This is a genomic window from Bacillus mojavensis (genome assembly GCF_012648005.1).
In the GTDB taxonomy this organism is placed as follows: Bacteria; Bacillota; Bacilli; order Bacillales; family Bacillaceae; genus Bacillus; species Bacillus mojavensis.
Genome location: NZ_CP051464.1, coordinates 1,550,001 through 1,562,942, shown reverse-complemented (window position 1 = coordinate 1,562,942; position 12,942 = coordinate 1,550,001). Strand labels below are relative to the sequence as shown.

The 12,942-nt window shown below is 43.0% G+C and carries 11 protein-coding genes; 4 read left to right on the top strand and 7 right to left on the bottom strand.

Annotated features, from left to right (window positions below; genetic code table 11):
- Window positions 1-138 precede the first annotated feature (138 nt).
- Window positions 139-1,059, top strand: coding sequence for a heme A synthase CtaA (gene ctaA, locus HC660_RS08125; protein ID WP_168747720.1), 921 nt, complete (start codon window positions 139-141; stop codon window positions 1,057-1,059).
- Between the two features lie 367 nt (window positions 1,060-1,426).
- Here ctaA and pyc read toward each other — a convergent pair whose 3' ends face one another.
- The 4 genes from pyc to glsA form a co-directional block, all read right to left on the bottom strand.
- Window positions 1,427-4,873 (bottom strand): pyruvate carboxylase, encoded by a 3,447-nt coding sequence (gene pyc / locus HC660_RS08120; RefSeq protein WP_010334126.1) that lies wholly within the window; start codon window positions 4,871-4,873, stop codon window positions 1,427-1,429.
- Between the two features lie 74 nt (window positions 4,874-4,947).
- On the bottom strand, window positions 4,948-6,159 hold the full coding sequence (locus tag HC660_RS08115; protein WP_168747719.1) for an FtsW/RodA/SpoVE family cell cycle protein: 1,212 nt from the start codon (window positions 6,157-6,159) through the stop codon (window positions 4,948-4,950).
- Between the two features lie 202 nt (window positions 6,160-6,361).
- Window positions 6,362-6,643 (bottom strand): Fpa/YlaN family protein, encoded by a 282-nt coding sequence (locus HC660_RS08110; protein WP_003221339.1) that lies wholly within the window; start codon window positions 6,641-6,643, stop codon window positions 6,362-6,364.
- Between the two features lie 97 nt (window positions 6,644-6,740).
- Entirely contained in the window at window positions 6,741-7,670 is a 930-nt protein-coding gene (gene glsA / locus HC660_RS08105; RefSeq protein ID WP_010334124.1) for a glutaminase A, read from the bottom strand.
- A gap of 103 nt (window positions 7,671-7,773) precedes the next feature.
- Here glsA and HC660_RS08100 point away from each other — a divergent pair, with 103 nt between their 5' ends.
- Window positions 7,774-8,259, top strand: coding sequence for a peptidyl-prolyl cis-trans isomerase (locus tag HC660_RS08100; protein WP_168747717.1), 486 nt, complete (start codon window positions 7,774-7,776; stop codon window positions 8,257-8,259).
- A 4-nt stretch (window positions 8,260-8,263) separates the two neighbouring features.
- On the opposite strand, the gene HC660_RS08095 is transcribed toward HC660_RS08100, so the two are convergent.
- Entirely contained in the window at window positions 8,264-9,592 is a 1,329-nt protein-coding gene (locus HC660_RS08095) for a PhoH family protein (RefSeq protein ID WP_010334122.1), read from the bottom strand.
- Window positions 9,593-9,746: 154 nt separating this feature from the next.
- Between HC660_RS08095 and HC660_RS08090 the strand changes: the two genes are divergently transcribed.
- Both HC660_RS08090 and HC660_RS08085 read left to right on the top strand, forming a co-directional pair.
- A complete protein-coding gene (locus HC660_RS08090; protein ID WP_010334121.1) occupies window positions 9,747-10,376 on the top strand; it encodes a YhcN/YlaJ family sporulation lipoprotein in 630 nt (209 codons plus the stop codon).
- 86 nt (window positions 10,377-10,462) lie between these two features.
- Window positions 10,463-10,672, top strand: coding sequence for a YlaI family protein (locus HC660_RS08085; protein WP_168747715.1), 210 nt, complete (start codon window positions 10,463-10,465; stop codon window positions 10,670-10,672).
- Between the two features lie 56 nt (window positions 10,673-10,728).
- On the opposite strand, the gene HC660_RS08080 is transcribed toward HC660_RS08085, so the two are convergent.
- Window positions 10,729-11,046 (bottom strand): YlaH-like family protein, encoded by a 318-nt coding sequence (locus tag HC660_RS08080; RefSeq protein WP_024121276.1) that lies wholly within the window; start codon window positions 11,044-11,046, stop codon window positions 10,729-10,731.
- Between the two features lie 55 nt (window positions 11,047-11,101).
- On the bottom strand, window positions 11,102-12,940 hold the full coding sequence (gene typA, locus HC660_RS08075) for a translational GTPase TypA (protein ID WP_010334118.1): 1,839 nt from the start codon (window positions 12,938-12,940) through the stop codon (window positions 11,102-11,104).
- Window positions 12,941-12,942 lie beyond the last annotated feature (2 nt).

The following is a 12,942-nucleotide window of genomic DNA, read 5'->3' as shown; positions in this document are numbered from 1 at the left end:
AAGTATACATTTCCAGAAGTCGTAATTCTATTATATTTTTGTGAACAAAGGGCTCTAAGAATTGCCACAAAACACATATTCGCTTACACTTGGTACGTATAAAAAATTGCAGCAGTTTGTTAAGAAGGTGGATATTGTATGAATAAAGCATTAAAAGCTCTCGGTGTTTTGACTACATTTGTGATGCTTATTGTTTTAATCGGGGGAGCCCTCGTTACAAAAACAGGTTCCGGCCAAGGATGCGGCAGACAGTGGCCGCTGTGCCACGGGCGCTTCTTCCCTGAACTGAATCCCGCTTCTATTATTGAATGGAGCCACAGATTCGCAAGCGGCATCTCAATTATTCTTGTATTAAGCCTTGCCTTTTGGTCATGGAGAAAAATCACACCTGTTTTCCGTGAGACAACGTTTCTTGCCATCATGTCCATTATCTTTTTGTTTCTCCAGGCACTGCTTGGCGCGTTAGCTGTTGTATTCGGTTCAAACGCGCTTATTATGGCGCTTCATTTTGGGATTTCACTGATTTCCTTTGCGTCCGTTCTAATATTAACATTGCTTATATTTGAAGCTGATAAATCAGCCAGAAAACTTGTCAAACCGCTTCAAATCGGCAAGAAAATGCAATTTCACATGATAGGTATTTTGATATATTCCTATATCGTTGTGTATACTGGCGCATACGTAAGACATACAGAATCCAGTCTGGCGTGTCCTGATGTGCCGCTGTGCAGCAGGCTGAACAATGGACTTCCGACCCAATTTCACGAATGGGTGCAAATGGGGCACAGAGCTGCAGCCTTGCTCCTGTTTGTATGGATCATCGTTGCCGCTGTTCATGCGATTACTTCCTATAAAGGACAAAAGCAAATCTTTTGGGGCTGGATTTCGTGTCTTATTTTTATCACGTTACAGGCACTGTCCGGCATTATGATCGTATATTCTGAACTGGCGCTGGGCTTTGCGCTTGCGCACTCATTTTTTATTGCATGCCTGTTTGGGGTTTTATGCTACTTCTTATTATTGATTGCACGCTTTCGTTACGAATCAAAACGGGCATAAGACACAGGACCAAAGCTCTTATACGCTTTGGTCTTTTTTATCCTTCCAACTTGATGATTAATATAAGGTTTGGATCATCTCGACCGATGATGAATGCTAAACGCGTTGTTCAGTCGATGTTTGGGACAGGACTTAATTAAAATAACTTTGTCCATTCATTCTTACCAGAAAAGAAGCCATCATCATACGAAAGCCTATGAAGCATCCCTCCTTGTTCAGCTTGTCTCATTCCGGCACCTGTGAGCAGACAACCAATGCGTCCTTTACACACGTTTGAATCAGCCCCCGATTTGCTGCACTTTCATGTCTTCATATCTCGTTCTTCACTAAAAAAGAGTGTATATCAGCTGATATACACTCTTTTTGATTATGCTTTTTCAATTTCGAGAAGCAGATCTCCCGTTTGGATCGGCTCTCCATTTTTCACATGAATCTGTTTGATTGTCCCGGAGAATGGCGCCTGAACCGTTGTTTCCATTTTCATGGCTTCGTTGATCATCAAATGATCACCTTTATTGACTTTGGCACCCGCTTCTGTCAGTACCTTGATGACAGTTCCAGGCATAGAAGCCGCAATATGATTTGGATTTGTACGGTCTGCTTTTAATCTCTCCTGAACGGAAGACTTAATGCTTTCGTCCTTTATGACCACTTCACGCGGCTGGCCGTTCAGTTCGAAATAGATCACGCGAGTTGCATCCGGCCGAGGTTCACCGATTGAAATCAGTTTGACGATCAGCGTTTTCCCGCGTTCAATTTCCACTTCTATTTCTTCTCCTAATGTCATGCCATAGAAGAAGGTCGGAGTATCTAATACTGAAATATTTCCATAGCTTTCAGCAGTTTTCACATAATCAGAGAAGACTTTAGGATAAAGGGCGTACGCCACAGCATCCTGGTCTGAAATCTCTAGGTTATACTGCTCTTTAAACTCCTGTTTGATCGCTTCAAAGGATACCGGCTCAAGCAGTTCTCCCGGTCTGACTGTGATCGGCTCCTGCCCTTTTAAAATGAGCTTTTGAAGCTTTTCCGGGAATCCGCCATGAGGCTGTCCAATATTTCCTTTGAAAAGCTCAATAACAGAATCAGGGAAATCTAATGATTCGCCTTTTTCGTAAATGTCCTTTTCAGTCAGGTTATTTTGCACCATGTACAGCGCCATATCCCCGACTACTTTAGAGGAAGGCGTAACCTTCACAATATCACCAAACATATCATTTACGCGTCTGTACATCTCTTTGACTTCGTTCCAGCGATCGCCCAGGCCTACGCCTTTCGCCTGCTGCTGCAGGTTGCTGTATTGGCCACCAGGCATTTCATGCTCATAAATTTCAGTATGCGGAGACTTCATCCCGCTTTCAAATTCACTATAATATTTACGAACTGATTCCCAATACTGGGATAGTAATTCCACGCCTTGCACGTTCATTTCCGGACGGCGGGAGTTTCCCTCCATCGCATGGTAAAATCCGCTCGCACTAGGCTGTGATGTTAAGCCAGCCATTGAGCTGACCGCCACGTCTACTATATCAACGCCTGCTTCTACTGCTTTTGCATACATATAAATTCCGTTGCCGCTCGTATCATGCGTATGTAAGTGAACCGGAATATTGATCGTTTCTTTCAACGCAGACACCAGCTCATATGCGGCTTGCGGTTTTAACAGACCTGCCATATCTTTAATTCCGAGAATATGGGCCCCTGCAGCCTCAAGCTCCTTCGCCATAGATGTATAATAAGCAAGATCATATTTTGTACGGGTTTTATCGAGAATATCACCTGTGTAACAAATTGCCGCTTCAGCCACTTTACCTGAATCCCGAACGGCATCAATTGCTAACGTCATCCCTTTTACCCAGTTTAAGCTGTCGAAAATACGGAAAACATCAATGCCGGATTGAGCGGATTGCTTTACAAATTCTTTAATTACATTATCTGGATAATTCGTATAGCCGACAGCGTTTGAGGAACGAAGCAACATCTGGAACAGCGTGTTCGGCACTTCCTTGCGGAGGTCCTCCAAACGCTTCCATGGATCTTCCTTCAGGAAGCGGTAGGCTACATCGAAGGTCGCGCCTCCCCACATTTCCATGCTGAACAGCTCCGGCCATAACGCAGCCGTCGGATTAGCGATTTTTTTCAAATCATGCGATCTGAATCTAGTCGCCAGTAGAGACTGATGGGCATCCCGGAATGTTGTATCAGTTAATAGAACAGATTTCTGTTCCTTAACCCAATTTACAAGCCCTTCAGCGCCTTTTTCATCTAAAATCTGTTTTGTTCCTCTAGCAGGCTGCTGGTCGACGTCTACTTTGATAGCTAACGGTTTGTCAAACGCAGGTTTCTCTTTTTTGCCGATTCCAGGGAAACCATTCACTGTTACATTTCCAATGTAAGTAAGCATTTTTGTTCCGCGGTCTTTCTGTTTAGGAAAATTAAACAACTCAGGCGTTGTATCAATGAAAGACGTATCATATCGTCCTGTCAGAAACTTTTCATGCTTTGCGACATTTTCAAGGAACGGAATGTTTGTTTTAATTCCTCTGATTCTAAACTCCTGAAGGTTTCGAACCATTTTGGCCGCTGCCTGTTCAAACGTTAAAGCCCAAGTTGATAGCTTAACGAGCAGTGAATCGTAATATGGCGTAATAACGGCGCCTTGGAAGCTGTTTCCTGTATCAAGACGAACACCAAAGCCTCCACCCGAGCGGTAAGCCATGATTTTCCCTGTGTCAGGCATAAAATCATTTTGCGGATCCTCAGTCGTTACCCGTGACTGAATCGCATAGCCGATTGTAAAAATGTCCTTCTGCTCCGGAATGTTGACTTTTTTGCTGTGAAGGCTGTGGCCTTGGGCAACAAGGATCTGTGTCTGCACAATATCAACACCGGTAATCATTTCCGTAATTGTATGCTCAACTTGAACACGCGGATTTACTTCTATAAAATAAAACTCGTTGTTCGCGACAAGGAATTCAACCGTACCAGCATTTATATAGTTCACGTTTTTAGCAAGCGCAACCGCCGCTTCACAAATTTGATCTCTCAATTCAGTTGACAGCGAAACGCTCGGCGCTACTTCAATCACCTTTTGGTGGCGTCTTTGAACAGAACAGTCCCGTTCAAAAAGATGAATCACGTTGCCCTGATTGTCTCCAATCACCTGAACCTCAATATGCTTAGGGTTTTCAATCAGTTTCTCTACATATACTTCATCATTGCCAAAGGCTGCTTTTGCCTCTGATTTCGCACGTTCATATGCTTCTTTGACTTCACTTTCACTTCTGACAATTCTCATGCCGCGTCCGCCGCCGCCAAGCGAAGCTTTAATAATAATCGGATAACCGTGAATTTGTCCGAATTGTTCGACTGCTTCAAGCGTTTCTGCAGGGCCATCGCTTCCTGGAATAACAGGAATTCCGGCTTTTTCCGCCTGCTCACGCGCTTTTACCTTATCACCAAACATATCTAAATGTTCAGAAGTCGGACCGATGAACACGATGCCTTCTTCTTCACAGCGCCTTGCAAAATGTATATTTTCAGATAAGAAACCATATCCCGGATGGATCGCATCCACCTTGTTTCTTTTCGCAATATCAATAATACCTTCAATATCCAGGTAGGCATCAATTGGTTTTTTCCCTTCGCCCACCAGGTACGCTTCATCTGCTTTGTAACGATGATAGGAACCGGAATCTTCTTTTGAATAAACCGCAACTGTACGAATATTCAATTCTGTACAAGCACGGAATATACGGATTGCAATTTCTCCCCTGTTTGCTACTAACACTTTTTGTATCGATTGCTGTGACAAACTTTTTTCCCCCTTACCCGAATGGAATATAATCTATCATATCGGAATACCCTTTACGTGTACACACTTGTTTTTTACAGATAAACAGTTTTTTCAAGCTGTTTCTTTTTCATTCCCTTTGGCGCCAAGGACTCTCTCTTCTTCTTATTCTCTGAATATTTCACAAACATGCTGATATTGATTAATATCCCCATACTTCCCAATAAAAGCAGTAAAGAAGAGCCTCCGTAGCTGATGAATGGCAGCGTAACACCCGTAATCGGGATGAGCCCGCTGACACCGCCAAGGTTAATAAACGATTGTACGGCAATCATGCTTGAAATGCCGATTGCCAGAAGACTTCCAAACGGGTCATCGCATTTTCTCGCAATATAGAAACCTTTTAATACGATAAAGCCCAACAGGAAAACAACAAACAATACCCCAAAAATGCCGAGTTCTTCAGCAATCACGGCCATGATAAAGTCAGTATGTGACTCAGGAAGATACCCGTATTTCTGGATACTTTCTCCGAGCCCAAGACCGAAAATACCTCCCGACCCAATCGCATAATAAGAATTGATCACTTGCAAACCTGATGTATTCGCATATTTAAACGGATCTTCCAGACTCTCAAAACGAGCTAAACGCTTTTCTGTTAAAATGTTATCCATATTAAAATAAATAATTGGACTGACCAGAATTAAGACAATTCCACCCAGCAAAACAAGCCTTACCAGCGTCTTCCCGCTGAAACCCGAGCACAAGATCATACACGTAGCGATGATGGCGATAATCATCGCTGTACCAAAGTCAGGCTGCATGGCAATTAAACCGCAGATAATAACCGTCATCACCACAGGAGGCGCAACTCCTGTTAACAGGTGATCAATATAGCTTTGTTTTTTTGCATAGACAGCTGCTAGATATAAAATCACTACCAGCTTGACAAATTCACCCGGCTGAATACTCATTCCGCCGATTTTAAACCAGCTTTGCGCATTTCCGGCAACATGCCCGAATACAAACAGTGAGATAAGCGCAAACACTGAAACAAGCAGCATCACCTTTTGAAATTTTTGATGAGCCAGTGCTTTGTAAGGAAACACGGCCATAACAATAAAAAGGATGCCTCCTGCGATTAAAGCAAACAGCTGACGCATGAAGAAATAATTACTGCTTACCCCATACCGAGAAACAGCCGTAATCATACTTGAGCTGTATACCATCACTAAACCGAATCCGCATAGTAAAACAATTGCGAATATCAGTGAGTAGTCATAAGATTTTAGCATTTTTTTTAACATAACATCCTCTTCCCTGCTTCCAACTTCCATTACCTATGGTTTTTATGTATTTATATTTTTTATTTTACTACAATTTATCAAATGACACGAAGATTCTCTATACGATTCGGATGAAATGCACAAAAAGAGACCGTCATTATACGGTGAAAAAGCAAGCGGTTATAAAAAAACCCAAACTGTTAATTAGTTTGAGTTTTATCATTTATTTACCTGTAAACGCGTCGTGCAAAGCAGACAATTCGCGTTCTAATGTGTATAAAAGGTCTTTTCCATCTTTTTCGTCAACCAATCCCAGGCGGACAGCAAAATCGATTTCCCTCGAAAGTCCGAACATTTGAGTATCTAATACCTCTTCATATAGAGGACATTGAGGCATCGTTAAGTTATCCATTTGTACTCGGATCAGCTTCAAAATCTTCTCAGCGTCAACTTTCAGTAGCTCAAAAGCTTTTTGCCGATGGTCAACTATCATCTCTGAAGCCAAAAGTATCCCTCCGTTCCCCAGGCGAGTACCTAATTCTTCTATTTATCATAAAGGGTATCAGCAGAAAATGCAAGAGGATTTAAACAGATGACATAAATTAAAAAATACTCAGCCTATACGTTTCAGACATTATTTTCAAAAGCTTTACACCTGCAATGCTGTTCCCTTTTTCATCCAAAGCCGGGCCGAAAATGCCGATCCCAAAATCATAGGGTGAAATGCCCATAATCCCTCCTGATACGCCGCTTTTCGCAGGAATTCCGACCTTAATCGCGAATTCTCCGCTTGCATTATACATTCCGCAGGTGACCATAAACGTCTTGCAAATTCTTGCGACATCTTTTGAAATGACTTGTTCTCCTGTTTCTGGATGCCTGCCGTTAAGCGCAAACACTGCCCCAATTTTCGCTAAATCAAGACTGTTCATCTCAATCGCACATTGCTTCGTATATAAATCCATTACTGCTTCAACATCATCCTCAAAAATCCCATACTGCTTCATATAATAACACATTGCCCGATTAATCATTGATGTGCTGTATTCAGACTCAGCTACGTCCTGGCAGTAGGTGATGTCTTGGTTGTTTGTCAGTTTCCTGATAAAAGAAAGCAGATAATCGAGTCTCTCTTTAGACGTTTGTCCTTTAATCAAGCTGGTTACAACCAGTGCTCCGGCATTTATCATAGGATTTAGCGGCTTGCTCGGATTCATGGTTTCAAGCTTAATAATTGAATTAAACGGATCACCGGTCGGCTCCTGGCCGACATAACTGAAGACTCTGTCCTTGCCGTATTCCATTAACACAAGGGCAAGTGAGAGCACTTTCGATATACTTTGAAGGGTAAATGTTTTCTCTACGTCACCCGCTGACAGACAAGTATTATTGGAATAATAAATCGCTACTGAGAGATCGTGCTGATCAGCTTTTGCTAAAGCGGGAATGTAGCTGGCCACCTCTCCCTTGTCTGTCACCTTTTTTGCTTCTTTCACTAACGCTTCCAGTTCGTCATTATGCCGGCATACCATGCGACCACCCTCGCTCCCTGAGCATCTCAATACACATAATTTGTTACACAAAGTGACAATTCATGCGAAAACTTTTATAATTTTGAGAGAAGGGGGTTATACCATGAGCGTTATACAAGTAAAAGGCAATGTTACATATCCAATTACGATTGATCCGAGCGTATGGATTTTTGATGATCGTAAATTTTCATTTGACCGTAAAGGGGACGGCCAAGAAATCAATTTACATTCGGCTGAGAATGAATCTGGCCTGGATACTGAACGTGTTATTAGAGAAGGACAGATTGCGCCGCCTACATTAAAGACGGAAAAACAATTTGAGAAACAGAAATTAATGAACGGCAGCTTCGCAATGAAATTGGGAAGTGTGCTGAAAAATGCCGAGCCGCTCAGCTCTGCATCACAATGCGTATTTATTACAAGTTCCGGTAAAGCCGCCGTTCCTCTTGATACCGCGCTGAACAGTATTGTCCATTTCAGCCAGGCAGGCAAGCCGATTCAGGAAGGCGGCCCGGTTCATATTTATTTTGAAGATCCAGTTGATCACGTACAGCCAATCACCAATATAATAGAGATTGAAATCATTTAAATCATCACAGCAAGTCAGCGGCAAGCTGGGCAAGCCCGGATCTCTCACCTTTTAAAAGCTTCACGCTGCCTGAGATGGGTTGTCCTTTAAATCGCTCAACGACATATGCCAGACCATTATTCAGACTGTCTAAATATGGGTGATCAATTTGTTCAGGATCGCCCATTAAGACAATTTTACTGCCTTCGCCCACTCTTGTAAGAAGTGTTTTCACTTCATGCCTGGTCAAATTTTGCGCCTCATCAATAATAATAAATTGATCGGGAATGCTTCTCCCTCTGATATAAGTCAGCGCCTCTACTTGGATCGAACCGATCCCTGCCAAAATCGCCTCGAGCTCTCCCGGTTTCTTGGCATTAAACAGAAACTCCAAGTTATCAAAAATCGGCTGCATCCAAGGCTTTAGCTTCTCCTCTTTTTCACCCGGCAAGTATCCGATATCCTTGCCCACAGGTACAATCGGCCTTGCCACGACCAGCTTTTTATATATCCCTAAATCTTCTGTCTGTAATAGCCCCGCTGCCAAAGCAAGCAATGTTTTCCCGGTTCCGGCTTTTCCGATCAGCGTCACCAGCGGAATATCTTCTCGCAGCAAAAGCTCTAACGCCATGGTCTGCTGGACATTCCTCGGTCTGATTCCCCAAACGTGTTCATCATCAAACACAAGCCTTTTTAAGACCTTACCCGTTTTATCCGCAATACCGACAGCTGAGGACGATCCTCCTAATTCATCCTTCATTAACGCGAACTGGTTTGGGTAAAATGTATGCTGCTTTATATCCTGAACTGAAATTTGATTTTTTCCGTAAAAAGAGCTAAATAACTGCTGGTTAATATATAAATCCTTATAACCGCTGTACATCTCATCATTGTCCACAACCCGGTCATTTAAGAAATCTTCAGCAAGAAGGCCGATGGCATCCGCTTTGACTCTGACTAATACATCCTTGCTGACAAGGATCACAGGCCTGCCGTTTTCCTTCGTCTCTTCTTCGAGGCTTAAGTTTTTAGCAACGGCTAATATACGATTATCATTCGTTTTTTCGATAAAAATTTCTTGAAGCTGGTGAAAGGAACGGTGGTTTAATTCAATTCTGAGCGTCCCCCCCGTATCAAGCGGAACCTTCTCATGCAGTCTCCCCTTCAGTCTTAGCGCGTCTATCAGCTTAGATACGTGCCTCGCATTCCTCCCAACTTCGTCCATATATCGTTTCTTTGAATCAACCTCTTCTAAAACGACAGCAGGGATGACAACTTCATTTTCTTCAAAAGAAAAAATAGCGTTAGGATCCTGTAATAACACATTCGTATCTAACACATAAATTTTACTCAAGTCTCAGCCTCCTGATATAAGGGTCAAAGTTCTTCCTGCTTCTTTTACGATGAAAAAGGTGAACGCCTGCTAAAATATATGTTTTTGTGAATAAAGATAGAAGGTTAATTCAACAATAAAATTAATGAATGCATTTCAAGGAGGGAAACCGCAAGTGCGAATTCTTTTCATTATCATACAGCTCACACTCATTTTGTCCGCCTGTGCTGTTCAACAGGGAAGACAGGAGCAAAATATTGAAAAAGAATCAACGAGACAGCAGGAAACAAAACCGATTCACGTAAAGGACACATCTCAGGAAACAAAAGACAATGGAACTAGAACCGATATTGCCAAGCATCTTGTCGGCGTTGCTGAAAAAGTGCCAGATGTCAAGGATGCAACAGCTGTTGTGCTCGGGGGATATGCTGTAGTAGGAATTGACGTTGACGATAATCTGGATAGAAGTAAAGTCGAAACCATTAAATACTCTGTGGCACAGGCTTTAAAAAATGATCGGCACGGAGCCAATGCAGTCGTGGTTGCTGATCCTGATACCGTAAGCCGCCTCAATGAAATGGGAAGAGAGATCAGTGAAGGCCGTCCTGTTACGGGGATTTTAGATGAACTGGCCGCAATTGTCGGACGGGTGCTTCCGGAAGTGCCTAACGATGTGATTGACGATGAAGATGAACCGCAAACCAAGCAGCAAAACGATCAATTAAACGAAAAGCAAGAGAAGGAAATGGAAACGGAACAAAACGATCAATCTGATCATCATATGAAAAAGAACAATAATGATTAAGCTTTAGCCCTTGCGGCTTTAGCTTTTTCTTATTTTGGACAGCATCTGATCCATGATATAATACATAGTAGAGTGAAAGAGGTGATATGATGAGGGTCCAATGTTCTATTTGTGATAAAATTGAAACAATTGATGATGAAACCCTGATTGCGAAACGGCTGAGAAACCGTCCGATCCATACATATATGTGCCAGGAATGCCATGATCGAATTGCCCAAAAAACAGAAGAACGGCTGAAAACCGGAAAGTTCACGTTTCACCCGGGACAGCAGAAGAAAGAAACAGTTAAAAAATAAAGCGGCAGCTATTCATACAGAATAAAAAAAAGACTCAGCGAGATGCTGAGTCTTTTTCATGATTTTGCCGACTGTTCCTTTTTCGACTGATACAGCCGAATTTTGTAAATGATTAAAATCAATGCAGCGACGACCAATCCCTCTGCCACAGGCAAAAATACACCGAGAAAAGTCAAAACAGTGCAGCCTAAAGCCAGAAATAAGTACACCACTGCTGATTTTAATACCGGAAGCCGTTTGGCAAATCCAAGTTTAAACACAATAACAGCTAAAACAAAAATGGTGCCGTATAGCAGCCACATGCCTGCTGCGGGCTGCCGGTCCACTTGATATAGAGCGGCGAAGAACGACAGGCGTTCGCTTACGTCATTCAAAAAGATTCCCTCCCCTGTAGCGTACGGGTTCTATCTTTTCAAATTCTGCAAGGGATTAAGACAATCCTGCTGTTTTTTTCTTTTTAGCCGCTTTTTCACGTTCGTTTTTGTTGAGGATTTTCTTTCTTAAACGGATGGATTCAGGCGTTACTTCGCAGTATTCATCTTCGTTTAAGTACTCTAAAGATTCTTCTAGAGACATGATGCGCGCTTTTTTAATTGTTGTTGTTTGATCTTTTGTTGCAGAGCGGACGTTTGTCTGCTGTTTCATTTTGCTGACATTGACAACAAGGTCGTTGTCACGGTTATGCTCTCCAACAATCATTCCTTCATAAACTTCAGTACCAGGCTCAACAAAAATCACACCGCGGTCTTCAATCCCTTGAATTCCGTAAGATGTCGCTTTTCCGTTTTCCATTGACACGAGCACACCTTGACGGCGTCCGCCGACTTGGCCCGCCTGCATCGGCTGGTAGCTGTCAAACGTATGGTTCAGGATACCGAAGCCGCGTGTTAATGACAGGAACTCTGTTGAGTAACCGATCAATCCGCGGGAAGGCACTGTAAAGATTAAACGGACTTGGCCGTTACCGTTGTTAATCATATCGATCATTTCACCTTTACGCGCTCCCATTGATTCCATTACAGAGCCTGTATGCTCTTCCGGAACATCAATTTGCACGCGCTCTACAGGCTCACAGCGTACACCGTCAATTTCTTTGATGATGACTTCAGGTTTTGACACTTGAAGCTCATAGCCTTCACGGCGCATGTTTTCAATTAAAATAGACAGGTGAAGCTCACCGCGGCCGGAAACCACCCAAGCATCTGGAGAAGCTGTAGGCTCGACACGCAAGCTGACATCAGTCTGTAGCTGTGACTGAAGGCGCTCTTCAATTTTACGGGCTGTTACATATTTCCCTTCACGGCCGGCAAACGGGCTGTTATTCACGACAAATGTCATTTGAAGTGTCGGTTCATCAATGCGAAGCACCGGAAGCGGTTCTTGATGCTCTACAGGACAGACTGTTTCACCGACGTTGATATCTTCCATTCCGGAAACCGCAACGAGGTCTCCCGCTTTTGCTTCTTCAATTTCCACCCGTTTTAAGCCTTGGAAACCAAAGATTTTTGTCACACGGAATGATTTAGCTGTACCGTCAAGCTTCATAAGAGAAACCTGCTGACCGACTTTCATCGTACCGCGGAAAACACGTCCGATTCCGATACGGCCTACATAGTCGTTATAATCAAGAAGTGCAACTTGGAATTGAAGCGGCTCATCTGCATTCTCAACAGGTGCCGGAACATGCTTAATAATCGTTTCATATAAAGCTTCCATGTTTTCATCTTGCTGCTTAGGGTCAAGGCTCGCTGTTCCATTAATCGCGGAAGCATATACCACCGGGAATTCGAGCTGTTCTTCATTTGCGTCAAGCTCGATGAACAGGTCAAGAACCTCATCGATCACTTCTTCAGGACGTGCGAAATCACGGTCGATTTTGTTCACAACAACAACCGGGTTCAAGTTTTGCTCAAGAGCTTTCTTCAGAACGAAGCGAGTTTGAGGCATGCAGCCTTCATATGCGTCAACGACAAGCAGTACGCCGTCAACCATTTTCATAATCCGTTCTACCTCTCCCCCAAAGTCTGCGTGTCCAGGGGTATCCAAAATATTGATGCGTGTATCTTTATAGTTAATCGCAGTATTTTTCGCCAAAATTGTAATGCCGCGTTCGCGTTCAAGATCGTTTGAGTCCATTGCGCGTTCAGCAACTTGTTCGTTGGCACGGAATGTACCAGCCTGGTGTAAAAGCTGATCGACTAGAGTCGTTTTCCCATGGTCAACGTGGGCAATAATCGCGATGTTGCGAAGATCATTTCGAAGTTTCACTT